This is a genomic window from Enterococcus malodoratus (genome assembly GCF_027659535.1).
Classification (GTDB): domain Bacteria; phylum Bacillota; class Bacilli; order Lactobacillales; family Enterococcaceae; genus Enterococcus_A; species Enterococcus_A malodoratus.
Window position 1 is genome coordinate 107,952 of sequence record NZ_JAQDPG010000002.1, and the last position, 17,715, is coordinate 125,666.

The following is a 17,715-nucleotide window of genomic DNA, read 5'->3' on the forward strand; positions in this document are numbered from 1 at the left end:
AAATGGAGGGGAAAAAGTGGAAACATTATTAGAAAAAACTCGTCAAATAAATAAGTTAATGCAGCAAAAAAATGCCTTTGAACCAGCTGCAGAGCTACCTTATAATAATATGGCGCGAATATTAGGGGATATCTTAGGCTCGTTGACTTATATTATTGGAGCCGAAGGGGAATTGTTGGGACTAAATGAAAAAATTGACATTAATACTGATCGAGTCCGATCTTTTCTTGTCGATCGTCAGTTTCCAGATAGTTATGTATCTGAAATGAAGGAAGTCTTTAAAACAAAGGCAAATATTCCTGTGGCTAATGATTTGACAGCATTTCCGACCGAACGTGCTGAACTTTATCCTAATGGATTAACAACGGTTATTCCGATTTTTGGATCAGGAGAACGTCTAGGTACAATTGTACTAGCTCGAACTGAAGGAGCGTTTGATGATGATGATCTTGTGTTGGCTGAATACGGTGCAACTGTTATCGGAATGGAAGTTTTATATCAGCAATTCTTAAATGTCGAGGAAAAGATTCGCAGTCAGACAGCTGTTCAAATGGCGATCAGCACACTTTCATACAGCGAATTAAAAGCAGTCAAAGCAATTTTTGATGCTTTAGAAGGCGATGAAGGTAGATTGACAGCATCAAATATCGCAGACAAGATCGGTATCACTCGCTCGGTGATCGTGAATGCTTTGCGAAAATTAGAATCGGCAGGGATTATTGAATCCCGTTCTCTTGGTATGAAGGGGACTTATTTGAAAGTATTGAATCCGTTGTTTAAAGATGAACTAGTACGTCATAAATAGGGAGTGGATTACTTATGTCAGTGATAATCAGCAATGATTTCTTACAAGCGACAATTAACGAGAAAGGTGCAGAACTTACGAGTTTACGAGCTAATGAGATTGAATATATCTGGCAAGCAGATCCTAAGTACTGGGGGCGACATGCACCATTTCTATTTCCATTTGTTGGTCGATTAAAGGATAATCAATATACGTATAAAGATAAAGTATACTCAATGGGTCAGCATGGTTTTGCTCGCGATAAAGAATTTACAGTTGTTGAACAAAAGAAAGATAAAGTAACTTTTTTGCTTGCTAGCGATGAAGAAACAAAACGTATTTACCCGTTTGATTTTATATTGACAATCAGCTATGAAATTTGGGGTGAAGGAGTTCGCATTCGATTCAATGTGGAGAATACAGGAAATGAAGAAATGATTTTTGCATTAGGCGGGCATCCGGCTTTCAATATTCCATTGACGGATGATTTGTCTTTTGATGATTATTTCATCGCTTTTTCTCCACAAAAATCACGGGTGAAGATTCCATTAGAAGGTCCATTTGCCAATCTTGATCAAAAAACAATTGGACAAACGAATACAAATATTCAATTAAGCCATGAATTATTTAAAGAAGATGCCTTGATTTATGAAACGCGTGGACTAAACGCATATACTTTAGGTAGCGAGGAATCTTCTCACAGTGTCACATTAGCCTATAACAATATCCCATACGTAGGCCTGTGGTCGCCATATCCAGTTGAGGCACCGTTTGTTTGTATTGAACCTTGGTGGGGATTCGCGGATACTGTGGATAGCAATGGACGTCTAGAGGATAAAGAAGGAATGAATCGTTTGGCTGCAAAAGAAAATTTTAAAACCGAATTTTCAATTACAGTTAGTTAGAAAGGTTGGGGCTCGGCCCCAGCCTTTTTTTGTTTTGTAAAATACGAATATTCTACAATAGAGTTATTTCAATCCTGACTTAATTAACTGAAATGATATATATATACGCAATTATTTACCAAAAAAAGAGTCACTCATTTCTTAGAAGTGTTGATAAGAAAAAAATCTGTCACTTTTTAAGGTGACAGATTTTTTAGTCAAATGGTACGTGCCAACTCCCATCGGCATGTGCAGCAAAACATAGTTCAATTTGTTCTGCAGTGTTTTTCTCCTCAGCTAATAGAGGTAATGCGCTTAGTTCAAACCAATCGATTTGAAGAGTTTCAATATTCTCTATAAATCCGCCATCAAGAAAACGACATTCGATAAAAACTTTGCAGACACTATAAGCGTAACGTGGTAGATTATGTTTATTTCGATCTTGAATAGCAATAACTTTCACAGGTTCAACGTTTAATCCAGTTTCCTCTAAGGTTTCTTTGACTGTATTTTCTTTGATTGATTGATCGAAATCGACCCACCCGCCAGGCAGAGACCAAAGGCCATCTTTTTCTTGAACTAACAAAATTTTATTATTCTTAAAAACAGCTGCTCGTGTATCCAACTTAGGCGTAGGATAGCCGCTTTCTTCAGCAAATAAATTACGCAATTTTGGTATCGGAATTGGCGATTCGATCGCAAGCATTTCTACAGCGATGGTACGGATACGTTTGAAGCGCTCTTGATCAAAAGGATCTTTTGTGTAAGCCAAACCGGCTTGAGCTAATGCTTGTAATTCGATTGCCCAATCTAGAAATTGATCATCCATTTATTTCTCCTTTTTATTTAGCCCAAAAGAAACGCGGTTTTCCGTTCCATCTTTGATTCGTTGAATGTTTTCCTTATGACGATAAATGATATAACAAGTCAAGGCCAGACAGACGATTGTCAATAACCAGTTTTGTGTAGGCAAAATTGTTGGCCAAATATAAGGCAATATAATTGATGATAAAGTAACAAAGATTGCAGAAGCGATGCTGGCTGCGCTAACCATACTAGTTATATAAAGAACGATCAGGAAAAACGCCAGTGAATAGAAAAAAAACAAAGGAGCAAAGCCTAATAACATCCCTGCACTAGTAGCTACCGCTTTTCCCCCTTTAAAACCGGCAAAAATCGGCAGTGTATGGCCGATGACAGCAATCAGACCAAACCATAATGGATTAATATCTAAATGAAAAATAAGAGGCAGACAAGTTGCTAAAGTACCCTTCAATAAATCCATTGCGAAAACAACAAGACCTGCTGTTTTTCCTAACACGCGAAAGGTATTAGTAGTCCCTGAATTGCCGCTACCAAACTCACGTATGTCTTTCTTAAAAAAAAGTTTCCCAATCCAAATTCCAGAAGGAATGGAGCCTAGAAGGTAAGCTAGGACTAAAAGTATAGCGGTTTTCATACGAATCCTCATTTCTCTATTAATAAGGCTATTTTAGCAGATTTCAAAAGAGTGAACAAATTCTAATCTCGTGATATACTAATTGCTATCAATAAAAAATTTGAATTGAGCGAGGGCGAGCAAATGAGTTTTCAAAATCCTAGTCAAGAAAAAATTTTTCAATATTTAGATGAAGCAAAAGTGATTGCGGTTGTCGGTCTAAGTGATAATCCTGAAAAAACTAGTTACCAAATAGCTGACTTATTAAAAACGTACGGCTATAAATTATATGGTGTAAATCCAAAATTGGCTGGTCAAACGATCAATGAGATTCCTGTTGTAGAAAATTTATCGTTAGTACCAGAAACGATTGATATTGTGGATATTTTTAGACGTAGTGAATTTTTACCAGCAGTGGCAGAGGAGTTCCTGAAAACAGATGCTAAAGTTTTTTGGGCACAGCTCGGTTTAAGTAGTGATAAAGCAGCCAAAATATTACAAGATCAAGGACGGAACGACATTGTGATGGATCGTTGTGTGAAGATTGAATTGAACAAAAAGCATAATCGTTGAGTTGATTTTATTAAAAAAAAAGATTAAAATGCCTTTTCAGCAACAGGAGAGGCTTTTTTTTTGAGTTTTTTTAGCGTATCATACAAATGATGTACTTTTGATAAAGTTGCTTGTTTAACTTTACCCTTATGATCCTCGTTGCATCAAGCTAATAAAAAGGGGCGCATTCAATAGAGAATGCAATTAATGAAAAAATTGAATTTTCATTATCTTTGTTAAATGGCATATAGTACGAACAATAAATTTATTTTCTCAAAAAATAATTACGTTAAACAGGAGTAAGGAGTTGTAGGATTGGCTAAAATGAACAATGAATACAATGACGCTTCAATCCAAGTACTAGAGGGATTAGAAGCGGTTAGAAAACGTCCAGGAATGTATATAGGTTCGACAGATGGTCGAGGCCTACATCATTTGGTTTATGAAATCGTCGATAATGCGGTCGATGAAGCATTATCTGGTTTCGGAAGTGAAATTGAAGTCACACTTCATCCAGACAACAGCGTTGAAGTAAGTGATAAAGGTCGGGGAATGCCAGTTGGAATGCATGCATCTGGAATCCCGACTGTCGAGGTAATCTTCACGATTCTTCATGCTGGAGGAAAATTCGGACAAGGCGGCTATAAAACTTCCGGCGGGTTGCATGGTGTCGGTGCTAGTGTAGTGAACGCGTTATCCGAGTGGTTGAATGTGACGATCGTTCGAGACGGGGTAGAATATCGCGAAGAATTTAAAGATGGTGGTAAACCACAGGGCACGTTGAAGAAAATTGGTAAGACTCGTAAACCCAACGGAACTACAGTGCATTTTTTACCTGATGCTCAAATCTTTTCAACTTTACACTTTTCGTATGAAACATTATCAGAGCGTTTACGAGAATCTGCTTTCTTGTTACGTGGTGTAAAAATTACCTTAACGGATTTACGTGGAGATGAGCAGGTCCAAGAAATTTTTCACTTTGAAGAAGGTATCAAAGAATTTGTCGAATATCTAAATGAAGATAAAGATACATTGACACCTGTCGTTTATTTTTCTGGTGAACGTGATGGAATCGAAGTGGAATTTTCATATCAATACAACGATGGCTACTCAGAAAACCTTCTTTCGTTTGTTAATAATGTAAGAACAAAAGATGGCGGTACACACGAGTCTGGTATGAAGACCTCCATGACCAAAGCATTTAATGAATATGCTCGTAAGTCAGGGTTGCTAAAAGAGAAGGATAAGAATTTGGAAGGTTCAGATTTCCGTGAAGGGTTATCTGCGGTCTTATCTGTACGAATTCCAGAGAACCTTTTGCAATTTGAAGGACAGACGAAAGAAAAGTTGGGTACACCGGCAGCTCGCGGTGCCGTTGACAATGTTATCGGAGAGCAAATGGGGTTCTATCTGCAAGAAAATAGCGAGAATAGTCAAATGTTAGTTCGTAAAGCGATTAAAGCCCGCGAAGCTCGCGAAGCAGCACGTAAGGCTCGTGAAGAAAGTCGTAATGGTAAGAAACGTAAAAAGGGCGAGTCTCTACTCTCAGGGAAGTTAACACCGGCACAATCACGTAATGCTGCTAGAAACGAATTGTTTTTAGTCGAAGGAGATTCCGCCGGCGGCTCGGCAAAACAGGGACGTGATCGGAAATTCCAAGCAATTCTGCCATTACGTGGAAAAGTTATTAATACTGAAAAAGCCAAAATGCAGGATATTTTGAAAAACGAAGAAATTAACACCATGATTTATACTATTGGTGCAGGAGTAGGGCCAGAATTTTCAATTGAAGATTGCAATTACGACAAGGTTATTATTATGACCGATGCGGATACTGATGGTGCCCATATTCAGGTTTTGTTATTAACATTTTTCTATCGCTATATGAAACCGTTGATTGAAGCAGGGAAGGTCTATATTGCCTTACCGCCATTATACAAAGTTTCAAAAGGTTCAGGACGTAAACAAGTTCTTGAATATGCATGGACTGATGATGAATTGCAAGAAGTGACGGATAAAGTGGGCAAAGGTTATATGTTGCAACGCTACAAAGGTCTTGGGGAAATGAATGCGGATCAATTATGGGAAACCACGATGGATCCAGAATATCGTACGCTTGTCCGTGTACGAATTGACGATGCTGCTAAAGCTGAGCGTCGCGTTACGACCTTAATGGGTGATAAAGTTGAACCTCGTCGTAAATGGATTGAAAATCATGTTCAATTTACGTTAGAAGAAGATGGAAGCTTGTTAGACAATAAGGAAGAAGATTCAGCTGTATCGGTAGCTGAAAAAAGTAAATTAGAGGAAACAGCTGATGAAGTAAAAACAATCAGTTTGTTCGATGAATAGGGGGTGGTCAAAGAATGGATACGAAACATTCAATTCAAGAGTTAACATTAGAAGAGGTAATGGGTGACCGGTTTGGCCGCTATTCAAAATATATTATTCAAGAACGAGCGTTGCCGGACATTCGCGATGGCTTGAAACCTGTTCAACGTCGAATTTTATATGCCATGAATAAAGACGGTAATACGTATGATAAAGGATTTCGAAAATCTGCTAAATCAGTCGGAAACATCATGGGTAATTATCATCCTCATGGCGATAGTTCAATCTATGAAGCAATGGTTCGAATGAGTCAAGACTGGAAACTACGTCAAGTATTAATTGAGATGCATGGGAATAATGGTTCGATGGATGGGGATCCACCAGCAGCAATGCGATATACCGAAGCACGGTTATCACAATTAAGCGGCGAGATGATGAAAGACATCGAAAAAGAAACCGTTGATTTTGTTTGGAACTTCGATGATACGGAAAAAGAGCCAACTGTTTTACCTGCGGCCTATCCCAATCTATTGGTCAATGGTTCTACAGGTATTTCGGCAGGGTATGCGACAGAAATCCCAACACATAATCTATCTGAAGTTATTGATGGCGCGATTTACTTGATTGATCATCCGAATGCTTCTTTAGAAAAAATCATGGAATATATCCCTGGTCCAGATTTTCCAACAGGCGGCATCTTACAAGGAAAAGCAGAAATCAAAAAAGCCTATGAAACTGGCAAAGGCAAGGTTATTCTTCGTTCGAAAACTTCGATTGAGGCTCTTAAGGGCGGCAAACAACAGATTGTCATTCATGAAATTCCTTATGAAGTGAATAAAGCTGTTCTAGTTAAAAAAATGGACGAGATACGTTTAAATAAAAAGATTGATGGGATTGCTGAAGTACGTGATGAATCAGATCGTACTGGGTTACAAGTGGTTGTTGAACTGAAGAAAGATGCTAATGCGCAAGGTATTTTAAATTATTTATTTAAGAATACCGATTTGCAAATCAACTACAACTTCAATATGGTTGCGATTGATAACATGACGCCGCAACAAGTTGGATTGAAGCATATTTTAGAGAGCTATGTTGGCCATCGTAAATCTGTAATAACCAAACGGAGTCAATATGAGCTTGCAAAAGCACAAAAACGCGAACATATTGTTGAAGGATTGGTAAAAGCTCTATCGATTCTTGATGAAGTTATTACGACGATTCGGGGCAGCAAGGATAAAAAGGATGCCAAAAACAATTTGGTCGAACGTTTTGACTTTAGTGAAGAGCAAGCAGAAGCAATTGTAACATTGCAATTGTACCGTTTGACTAATACGGATATCACACAGTTAGAGAAAGAAGCAGATGAATTAGCTGCTGAAATAAAAGAATTACGTCTAATCTTGAACAGTGAAAAAGAATTACACAAAGTCATGAAACAAGAATTAAGACAAATCAAGAAAAGCTACGGAAACGATCGTTTAACACAAATTGAAGATGAAATCAGTGAAATCAAGATTGAAACAGAAGTGTTGATCGCCCAAGAAGATGTCATCGTAACTTTGACAAAAGAAGGATATTTGAAACGCAGCAGTTTGCGCTCATATAATGCTTCACGCCCGGATGAACATGGCATGAAGGATGGCGATTCGATTATTTTCATCAATAAGTTAAACACACTTGATCATTTACTGATTTTAACGAATCATGGGAATATGATCTATCGTCCAGTTCATGAAATCACAGAATTGAAATGGAAAGATGTCGGCGAGCATATTTCTCAAACGATTACGAATTTATCGATGACTGAAGAAATCATCGCGGCTTTCCCATATAAAGAAATTGATGCCAACAAGCTCTTCATCTTTATGAGTAAAGAGGGTATGATCAAGCAAACGCGTATGACAGAATTTTCACCTTGGCGTACGTATCGCAGCCGACCTACAACAGCGATGAAAATGAAAAATGACACTGATCAAATCGTTTCCGTTTTCTTAACGAATGAAACACGTAATGTTGATGTATTTATCGCGTCGCATCGCGCTTTCGGGTTACGTTATCCTTTAGAAGAAGTTCCTGTAGTAGGATCTAAAGCGGCCGGTGTTAAAGCTATTAATTTAAAAGAAGGAGATTACGTGGTAGCGGGAGCATTGATCCCTTCAGAAGGGGATTCGCCTGTTTTATTACTGAGCCAACGCGGGGCAGCAAAAAGAATGCTGGCGCAAGAATTACCACAATTAGGTCGAGCCAAACGTGGTTTATTGATTTTCCGAGAATTGAAGAAGAATCCGCATCGGTTAGCCTATATGACGACTGAAACTGAAGGGAAACTTGTTTTAACGACTAGCAAGGGTGTTGAAAAAGAAATTGAAATTTCGGATGTCGCTATCAGTGATCGAATTTCCAATGGTACTTTTGCAATTGATGAGAAAAAAGATGGAGAACTTTTCTCTGTTCTACGACCACAGGAATTGGTTGAAGATTAGCTCTCGTGTATTATAAAAATGCATAGATAAACGGCATCTGTATTAATACAGATGCCGTTTTTTTTATCACAAAATCATTGAAATCGGCTATTAATAAGAAAAAAATACTAATTGTTTAACCATGATAAAACCGATGATATCAGTGGTTTGCTAACGATTTCAGAGAATTCTTATTTTCTAATTAATCTTTCACAAGGAAAGGCTTGCATAAAAGATTTTATGTGTTATACTGTGTTCGTAAAGCTGTAGCAATAAAGTTTTTTATATTCTAAGGAGGTCCTTTCGAAATGGGAACTGCAACAAATGAACTAGACAAAATGAAAAACACAGAAAAGTCTGCATGGGAAGGCTTTAAGGGTCATCTATGGAAAAATGAAATCAATACACGTGATTTCATCCAAGCGAACTATACGCCTTATGAAGGTGCTGCTGAATTTTTAGCAGAACCAACTAAAGCAACGAACGAACTTTGGGGCAAATTGCAAGAACTTCAAAAACAAGAACGTGAAAACGGCGGCGTATTAGACATGGAAGCAGATGTTGTATCTGCTGCTAATGCATACGGTGCTGGCTATATCGATGAGAATATGAAAGACAAAGAATCTATTGTTGGTATTCAAACAGACAAGCCTTTAAAGCGTGCGTTCATGCCTTATGGTGGTATTCGTATGGCTGAAGAATCACTTGAAAGCTACGGCTACACACCGAACCCTAAATTCACTGAAATTTTTAACGATTATCATAAAACACATAACCAAGCGGTATTTGATGTATACACACCAGAAATCCGCGCGGCTCGTCGGAACAAGATCATCACTGGACTTCCTGATACTTATGGACGTGGACGTATCGTTGGTGACTATCGTCGTGTAGCTTTATATGGTATCGATTACTTGATGGAACAAAAATTAAAAGATCACGCAAATTGCGGTCATGGTCAATTCACTGAGGAAGACATTCGTCTACGTGAAGAAATCAGCGATCAATATAAGGCGTTGAAACGCATCAAAGAAATGGCTGAGGCTTACGGGTTTGATATTTCTCGTCCGGCCGAAAATGCGAAGGAAGCCGTTCAATGGACGTACTTCGGCTATTTAGCAGCTATCAAAGAACAAAATGGTGCGGCAATGTCAATTGGTCGTGTTTCTACTTTCTTGGATATCTATATTCAACGTGACATCGAAAATGGTACATTGACAGAAGATCAAGCACAAGAATTGATTGACCATCTAGTAATGAAATTACGTATGGTTAAATTTGCTCGTATTCCTTCATACAACGAATTATTCTCAGGCGATCCGGTTTGGGCAACATTATCAATCGCTGGTATGGGTATGGATGGACGTACACTAGTTACTAAAAATGATTTCCGTTTCCTACACACATTAGAAAATATGGGACCATCTCCAGAACCAAACTTAACTGTTTTGTATTCTTCTCGTTTACCAGAAGGGTTCAAAGACTATGCAGCGAAGATTTCGATTGATACTTCTTCTATTCAATACGAAAATGACGATGTAATGCGTCCAGTATGGTTAGATGATTATGCGATCTGTTGCTGTGTGTCAGCTACTCAAACAGGGAAAGAAATGCAATTTTTTGGTGCTCGTGCCAACTTGGCGAAAGCATTGTTGTATGCAATCAACGGCGGGGTTGATGAAAAATCTAAAGTTCAAGTCGGGCCTGATTTCCGTCCAATCGATTCTGATGATGCTTTGGACTTTGATGTAGTTATGGCTAAATATGACGATATGTTAGAATGGTTGGCTGGCATGTATGTGAATACATTGAACGCTATTCATTTTATGCATGATAAATATTATTATGAAGCGGCTGAATTAGCGTTGATGGATACAGATTTGAAACGTACTTTTGCCACTGGTATTGCAGGATTCTCACATGTTGTTGATTCATTGGCTGCAATCAAATATGCAAAAGTATTCCCAATTCGCGATGAAGCTGGTATTGTAACGGACTTCAAGATTGATGGTGAGTTCCCTAAATATGGAAACGATGATGCTCGTGCAGATGATATTGCTGTATGGTTATTGAAGACATTCATGGAAAAACTAGAACACTATCATACTTACCGTAATTCAGAACCGACAACTTCAATCTTGACAATTACATCTAACGTTGTTTATGGTAAAGCAACTGGGACGTTGCCAGATGGTCGTCCTGCTGGTGCACCATTATCACCAGGTGCTAATCCATCATATGGTGCTGAACAAAACGGATTATTAGCTTCACTTAATTCATTGACTAAACTACCTTACGAATATGCATTAGACGGTATTTCAAATACTCAAAGTATTAATCCAGATGCATTGGGTCATGATGAAGATGAACGTATTGAAAACTTAACGAACGTATTAGATGGTTACTTCAATCAAGGAGCACATCATTTAAACGTGAACGTTTTCGGTAAAGAAAAATTAATCGATGCAATGGAACACCCAGAAAAAGAAGAATATGCGAACTTCACGATCCGTGTTTCTGGATATGCTGTTAAATTCATCGACTTATCACGTGAACAACAGGAAGATGTAATCAGCCGTACATTCCACGCAAAAATGTAATTTACTGATTCTATCGAAGAAATAACAAATTAGGGCGGATGGACAGAGGTCTGTTCGCCTTAATTTTTAAAATATAATTGTTATATGAGTCATGATAAAAAAATTCAAAGAGGATTTTTTACATATAAAAGAGGGGGACTGTTTATGTCTACTGTGACTGAACAACCTATTGTCGGAAATGTCCATTCAATCGAAAGTTTCGGATCCGTTGACGGACCTGGAGTGCGTTTTATTGTCTTCATGCAAGGTTGTCGGATGCGTTGCCAATTTTGTCATAATCCAGATACTTGGAAAATTAATGATCCAAAAGCTAAAAAAAGAACTGCTGATGATGTATTAAAAGAAGCATTGAACTATAAAAGTTATTGGGGGAAAAAGGGTGGAATCACAGTTAGTGGTGGTGAACCTTTGCTACAAATTGATTTTCTGATTGATCTTTTTAAAAAAGCTAAAGAAATAGGCGTTAACACGACTTTAGATAGTTGCGGAAAACCCTTTACTTTCGAAGAACCATTCTTTTCAAAATTTGAAGAATTAATGCAATACACTGATTTGGTCCTGTTTGATATTAAACAAATTGATGACCAAAAACATAAAGAATTAACTGGTCAAAGTAACGATAACATCTTAGAATTGGCGAAATATCTTTCGGATATCAATAAGCCTGTTTGGATCCGCCATGTATTAGTACCTTTTAGAAGCGACTATGACGAATACTTAATTCGATTAGATAAATTTATTAAGACTTTAAAGAATGTTGACAAGGTTGAGATTCTTCCATACCATACAATGGGGAAATACAAATGGGAGGAAATGGGCTTGAAATATCCATTAGAGGGAATTGAACCACCTACGGATGACAGAATAGCAAATGCAAAAAAAATACTGCATACAGAAGAGTATAAGGGGTATTTGAAACGTTAAAATTTCAGGAAAAGAGCGACATGTTGTTGCTCTTTTCCTTTTTTTTGATATGATAAAGAAGAACTTATTTAAAGGAGCGAATCAACCATGGGAAAAGTTTTAGTTTTTGGACACAAAAATCCTGATACAGATGCGATCGGAGCAGCAATGGCCTTTGCTAACTTGCAAAAAGATCTGGGTGTGGACGCAGAAGCAGTTGCGCTTGGAACACCAAACGAAGAAACACAATTTGCATTAGATCATTTCGGTTTGAAAGCTCCAAGAGTGGTAGAAAAAATTGCCGCTGAAACCAATGATGTGATGTTGGTTGATCACAATGAATTCCAACAAAGTGTAGCAGATATCGAGGATTTAAACATTCTTTCAGTAGTCGATCATCATCGTATCGCGAACTTCCAAACCGCAAATCCGTTGTATTATCGTGCGGAGCCAGTCGGTTGTACGTCAACGATTGTGTTGAAATTATATAAAGAGAACAGTATTGCTGTTCCAGCGAAAATAGCAGGTATGATGCTATCAGCAATCGTCTCTGATACATTATTATTCAAATCACCAACATGTACTCAAGAGGATGTCGATGCAGCAAATGAACTAGCTGGAATCGCTGGTGTTGACTTAAACAGCTACGGGCTTGATTTATTAAAAGCTGGCACGAATTTAGGAGATAAATCTGAAGCAGAATTATTAGATTTAGATGCAAAATCATTCCCGATGGCAGATAAAACTGTTCGAATCGCACAGATCAACACGGTTGATTTAGATGAAGTATTTGCTCGACAAGCGGCTTTGCGGGATGCGATGCTAGCTGAAAACGTCAAGAATGGTTATGATCTATTCTTACTTCTTGTAACGAATGTTTTAAACTCTGATTCTGAACTGCTAGTTGCCGGTGAACCTAGAGAAAAGGTGACTGAGGCATTTAAAATTGAACTTAAAAATGATCGTGCATTCTTACCAGGAGTTGTATCACGTAAGAAGCAAATCGTTCCTCAATTGACTGAGGCATTTGAAAAGTAAAGCGAGTTTAGCTAAGTGGACTTTTGAAAGTCCACTTTTTTGTGGAATCTTTTAAATAGGATTATAATGCGAAGGAGTATTATTGGGATTTTCGTGACTGCGCAAATGAAAGAACGTGCATGAGAATTACTATATTATGTTCATTTGAAGAAAGGAGGCTATCATGCAAATCTATACAAATAATAAAAAAATAGAATCAGCCCTTAAGCAAAAAGAAATTCAAGAATTATTAAGCTACTTCCACGTTTTACCAGAGCCTGTTATTTTGCGAGAAATCCGAAAAAACTTTCCGCAACAAACTCATCTAGATAAAAATTTAGATATGCTAATTGATAATGGGATTATCTTGCGACAGAGCCGGCGTTATCAATTTTGCTCGGAGGTTGTTGAGGATTATCCAACAACTGATATGGTCAAGCATTTTATTCAAAGAAATACAGAAACCTATTCAACGGAACAATTATTGGTTTGGCTAGGAGAAAAGCTTTGGAGCGATAACTCAGGTGAAACACTGATAGCAGACATTCCCTTTCCCACGTGTAATCGTTTAGTAAATAAGAGCTTTCATCTAGTTACCATCAATTGTGCAGGCAAGTTGACAGAAACACTGCCTAATTATTTTGAGAATATTTCTCGTCCTAAATTATTTCCCCAATTATCCGAGCTTATCGGAGATGTTAACCCTGATTTTTTTAACAATCAAATCGGGCTTATTATTGAGCGGATAATGGCTGATAAATCACCGCGAAGAGACTCAATTTTTTTAGAAAGTTTGTTAAATAGCGGAGTAATTGAAAAACAACCGGATTGGCGAGTGCTTATTTCAGTTTATAATGAAGATGGTCTGCTAGATCTAGTACAAGAGCTAGACGCTAGAACGCAGTTCCTTTTCGCAAGGCAATTAGCAGAACAGTTATTAGGTGATCGTGAGAGTTTTACGTATTTGATAAAAAAGAAGGCATGACTGAATGCAAAGAGTAATTAAAGGAATTGTATTGATTGTTAGTTTTCTATTGGTATTTGGAGGTATTTATTATGCAAAAGTACGATACTTTAATCCAGGAACGCTGACAAAGGAAAAAAATATTCGTTATTCAAACGTTCCAACCGTATTTATTCATGGATATGAAGGAAACTCTTTTTCTTTTGGTCCGCTTTTAAGAAGATTGGAACGGGAAAATATTGCTAAGCGTGAAATGACGATTGTCGTTCAAGCGGATGGTAAATTAACTATAGAAGGAAAATTAAAAAATAATAACGATAATCCAACGATCATGGTACTTTTCGCAAAAGATGTAACAGATGAGATCACTCAAAGTAAATGGATAGATAAAGTGATGCGTTATCTCTATAAACAAAGAATCACGCGGGTCAATCTGGTTAGCCACTCTATGGGCGGTGTCTCAGCGTTACGTTACTTATTAGAATATGCTGAAGAGAAAACACCGGTAACAGAAAGATTTGTTGCAATAGCTGCTCCTTTCAATGATCTGGAGATCGCTGAGGATACAGAGGACATTTTCGCATATGAGTTAACGGAAAATGGGCCGAGTGGTGAAACACCTATCTATCAATACTTTGATCAAGCAATGAACCGATTGCCGTCAAATTTGAGAATACTTGATGTGGCTGGTGATTTGAAAGATGGAACGGAAAGTGATGGATCTGTTTCAATTCATAGTGCATTTGCTTTACGCCTGATGTTTCAAAAACATGCGAAAAGTTACCAGGAATTATTAGTTACAGGAAAAAGCGGAGGTCACTCCGCAATAACCAAAAGTGAAAAATTACAAAATGAATTAGTTCGATTTATTTGGAAAAAAGCAGCTTGAAGCTAAGGCTTCGAGCTGCTTTTTTGGCGTTTGCGCACTTTTTTAGTCCAAAAACCGCCGGAAATGTATTTCGGCTCGTAGGAAATGATGAATGCTCGCTCTTCAACCTCTTTGATTAAAGCATAGAGTGTTCGTTCAGTTTTACGTGGTGAGAGAATTTCCAGAACCATACGGTCACCCGACAATCCTTCACCATATGATTGTGTAACACCATAGCCGTTTTCACGTAAAATACGAGGCAGACTGGCTTCCTTTTCAGTGTTGGACGGTAAAATTACGCTAACCATGATATAGCCCAGTGCTAACTTATCCTCAATTCTTATTCCGACGCTGATTCCAATTGCATACCCCAATGCATAAGTAAGTAGATTTAGGGGATTATCCAAACGGTTCAAAACCATTGATAGTCCAAGAATATAGATGGTAATTTCAACCATACTCATCAAGGGAGCTAAAATTCTGTAGCCCTTCATTGTAAGCATAAAACGAAGTGTATTCAAAGTGACGTAGGCAAAATTGATAAAAAAGATCATTGCCAGCATTTTTATATCTATCATAGAAGAAACCTCCTTGGCTCTATGAGTCTGTATTTCATGATGTCTTTTTTTGCTAATTTATTCATTAATCACTAGCCTAACGATTATTTTGTCAAAAGGCAAACAGAAGGAAAGAACTATAAAAGAAATTCTTTATTATTTGTCAAAAAAACAGAGAACGAAAATAATAAATGTTATTTATAGAAGAAAAATCGAATTATTTAAAAGAAATGAAATTTTTATCTTCTATTTTAAATCTTATTATAATATAATGTTAGGTAGGGGCATTTAATAATGTGAAGAGAAAAATGTGAAACGCTTGATACGTTATTTAATAAAGGTTTGTGTTATTATAATAGAACAAGCTATGTTTTTATTATTAAACTTTACACATTGAAATGTAATTTAAGGACGCTTTGCCGTTCGTCAAAAGGGTGGTTCTCATGAGAAAAAAAGAGCAAGAAGAAATGCAACAATTTGATGATGCTAAGAGAACATTTTTGTCTGGAGAAAATTTTTATGCTCAACATTTACTGGGTGCTCATCGAACAGGGAATGGCTATGTTTTCCGGGTATGGGCACCGAATGCACGCGCTGTTTTTTTGGTTGGCGACTTCAACGATTGGCAGGGACTGCCAATGGAAAAAGATGATGCGAGTGGAATTTGGCAAGTCTATACGGATATCGTTAACGAGGGGGACCTTTACAAGTTTAAAGTGCGACAAGCAAACGGTCGTGAAATTTTAAAAATTGATCCTTTTGCCGTTCGCTTTGAAAAAAGACCTGATGATGCAGCCGAGCTATACAACTTCCCTGAAAAAAAATGGAGAGATGGTCTGTGGCGCGGACGTAGCAAGCGTTCAAATGCTTTTAAACGACCGCTGAACATTTACGAAATGCATGCAAGTTCATGGAAACACCATGAAGATGGCACACCCTTTAGTTTTGCTGACTTGAAAAATGAGCTAGTACCTTATTTAGTCGAAATGAACTATACCCACGTTGAGTTTATGCCGTTGATGGAACATCCATTAGGCCGTTCGTGGGGATATCAATTGATTGGGTACTTTGCAATGAGTTCTTATTATGGGACGCCTGAAGAATTCCAAGATTTCGTCGAAGCTTGTCACTTAAATAACATCGGAGTATTCGTTGATTGGGTACCTGGACACTATTGTATCAATGATGATACGCTCCCCTATTATGACGGGACACCACAATTTGAATACGCTGATCCTGATCGGGCAAAAAATAATCGCTGGGGATCGATCAATTTTGACTTAGGAAAGCCGCAGGTTCAAAGTTTCCTGATTTCTAGTGCAATGTTCTGGATCGAAATGTTCCACATTGATGGCATTCGTGTAGATGCTGTATCCAGTATGATTTATCGAGACTACGATGATGGCCCTTGGACACCGAATCACGAAGGTGGAAATCGTAATTTTGAAGGTTACTATTTCTTGCAGAAATTAAATGCAGTAATAAAACTGGCTCATCCCAATGTTTTAATGATTGCAGAAGAGAGTTCTTCTGAGACTCCTGTAACGGGGATGATCGAAAGCGGCTCTTTGGGTTTTGATTTTAAATGGAATATGGGTTGGATGAATGATGTCCTGCGTTTTTACGAAATGGATCCCGTTCATCGAAAAGACAATTTCAATTTAATTACTTTTTCTTTTATGTACATGATGCAGGAGAATTTTATTTTACCTTTGTCTCATGATGAAGTTGTTCATGGCAAGAAGAGTCTGATGCATAAAATGTGGGGAGATCGCTATAAGCAATTTGCACAGCTGAGAAATTTATACACTTATTTTATGATGCATCCAGGGAAAAAATTACTATTCATGGGTAGTGAGTGGGGACAATTTTTGGAGTGGAAATTTGACGAAGGCCTGGAATGGAACGATCTTAATGATCCACTAAATCATTCAATGCAGCGATTTACTTCTGAACTGAATGATTTTTATAAAAATCAAACAGCTTTGTGGGAATTGGAAGATTCTTACGACACAATTGAAATAATTGATGCTGACAATACTTCTGAATCAATTCTAAGCTTTATGCGAAAAGGTAAACGGAAGAAAGATTTCTTGATTGTCATTCTAAATATGACACCGATTGAACGTAATGATTTCCATATCGGTGTTCCTTATTCTGGAACTTATAAGGAGGTTTGGAATACAGAAATGAAGGAATTTGGCGGGACATGGACAAAACACAATGTGGATTGTCAAAGTGAACCAATCAAATTTAAGGAGTACGATCAGTTGATCAAGACAACTGTTCCAGCTTTAGGTGCTATTGTTTTAAAACCAGAGTCAATCAACACACGTAAGAAATAGAGGGGAGGTC

Annotated in this window: 14 protein-coding genes; 11 read left to right on the forward strand and 3 right to left on the reverse strand. The window is 37.7% G+C overall.

Translation table 11 applies throughout. From position 1 onward, the window contains the following. Positions 1-16 precede the first annotated feature (16 nt). Together codY and PGP85_RS03875 are read left to right on the forward strand one after the other, a co-directional pair. On the forward strand, positions 17-805 hold the full coding sequence (gene codY / locus PGP85_RS03870) for a GTP-sensing pleiotropic transcriptional regulator CodY (RefSeq protein ID WP_010739364.1): 789 nt from the start codon (positions 17-19) through the stop codon (positions 803-805). A 14-nt stretch (positions 806-819) separates the two neighbouring features. Next, the gene (locus tag PGP85_RS03875; protein ID WP_010739363.1) at positions 820-1,689 is read left to right on the forward strand and encodes an aldose 1-epimerase family protein; all 870 of its coding nucleotides are present in this window, start codon (positions 820-822) and stop codon (positions 1,687-1,689) included. Between the two features lie 193 nt (positions 1,690-1,882). Here PGP85_RS03875 and PGP85_RS03880 read toward each other — a convergent pair whose 3' ends face one another. Both PGP85_RS03880 and plsY read right to left on the reverse strand, forming a co-directional pair. Next, positions 1,883-2,497 carry an NUDIX hydrolase N-terminal domain-containing protein gene (locus PGP85_RS03880; protein ID WP_270326246.1) on the reverse strand — a complete coding sequence of 205 codons (615 nt, stop codon included), beginning with the start codon at positions 2,495-2,497 and terminating at the stop codon, positions 1,883-1,885. Continuing rightward, positions 2,498-3,127, reverse strand: a complete 630-nt coding sequence (plsY, locus tag PGP85_RS03885) for a glycerol-3-phosphate 1-O-acyltransferase PlsY (protein WP_010739361.1) — start codon at positions 3,125-3,127, stop codon at positions 2,498-2,500. Positions 3,128-3,250: 123 nt separating this feature from the next. Between plsY and PGP85_RS03890 the strand changes: the two genes are divergently transcribed. From PGP85_RS03890 to PGP85_RS03925, 8 genes are all read left to right on the forward strand, one after another. After that, the gene (locus tag PGP85_RS03890) at positions 3,251-3,679 is read left to right on the forward strand and encodes a CoA-binding protein (RefSeq protein WP_090405343.1); all 429 of its coding nucleotides are present in this window, start codon (positions 3,251-3,253) and stop codon (positions 3,677-3,679) included. A gap of 303 nt (positions 3,680-3,982) precedes the next feature. Further along, positions 3,983-6,010 (forward strand): DNA topoisomerase IV subunit B, encoded by a 2,028-nt coding sequence (parE, locus tag PGP85_RS03895; protein ID WP_090405593.1) that lies wholly within the window; start codon positions 3,983-3,985, stop codon positions 6,008-6,010. A gap of 14 nt (positions 6,011-6,024) precedes the next feature. Then, positions 6,025-8,472 carry a DNA topoisomerase IV subunit A gene (gene parC, locus PGP85_RS03900; RefSeq protein WP_251867586.1) on the forward strand — a complete coding sequence of 816 codons (2,448 nt, stop codon included), beginning with the start codon at positions 6,025-6,027 and terminating at the stop codon, positions 8,470-8,472. A 287-nt stretch (positions 8,473-8,759) separates the two neighbouring features. After that, entirely contained in the window at positions 8,760-11,051 is a 2,292-nt protein-coding gene (pflB, locus tag PGP85_RS03905; RefSeq protein WP_010739357.1) for a formate C-acetyltransferase, read from the forward strand. A 144-nt stretch (positions 11,052-11,195) separates the two neighbouring features. Beyond that, entirely contained in the window at positions 11,196-11,975 is a 780-nt protein-coding gene (pflA, locus tag PGP85_RS03910) for a pyruvate formate-lyase-activating protein (RefSeq protein ID WP_010739356.1), read from the forward strand. Positions 11,976-12,062: 87 nt separating this feature from the next. After that, positions 12,063-12,992, forward strand: coding sequence for a manganese-dependent inorganic pyrophosphatase (locus PGP85_RS03915; protein ID WP_010739355.1), 930 nt, complete (start codon positions 12,063-12,065; stop codon positions 12,990-12,992). A gap of 163 nt (positions 12,993-13,155) precedes the next feature. Beyond that, a complete protein-coding gene (locus PGP85_RS03920; protein WP_010739354.1) occupies positions 13,156-13,956 on the forward strand; it encodes a DUF1803 domain-containing protein in 801 nt (266 codons plus the stop codon). 4 nt (positions 13,957-13,960) lie between these two features. Then, entirely contained in the window at positions 13,961-14,824 is an 864-nt protein-coding gene (locus PGP85_RS03925; protein ID WP_270326251.1) for an alpha/beta hydrolase, read from the forward strand. Between the two features lie 2 nt (positions 14,825-14,826). Here PGP85_RS03925 and PGP85_RS03930 read toward each other — a convergent pair whose 3' ends face one another. Continuing rightward, complete coding sequence (locus tag PGP85_RS03930; protein ID WP_010739352.1) at positions 14,827-15,381, reverse strand: DUF2179 domain-containing protein; 555 nt, start codon at positions 15,379-15,381, stop codon at positions 14,827-14,829. Between the two features lie 422 nt (positions 15,382-15,803). Here PGP85_RS03930 and glgB point away from each other — a divergent pair, with 422 nt between their 5' ends. Continuing rightward, a complete protein-coding gene (gene glgB / locus PGP85_RS03935) occupies positions 15,804-17,705 on the forward strand; it encodes a 1,4-alpha-glucan branching protein GlgB (protein ID WP_010739351.1) in 1,902 nt (633 codons plus the stop codon). Positions 17,706-17,715 lie beyond the last annotated feature (10 nt).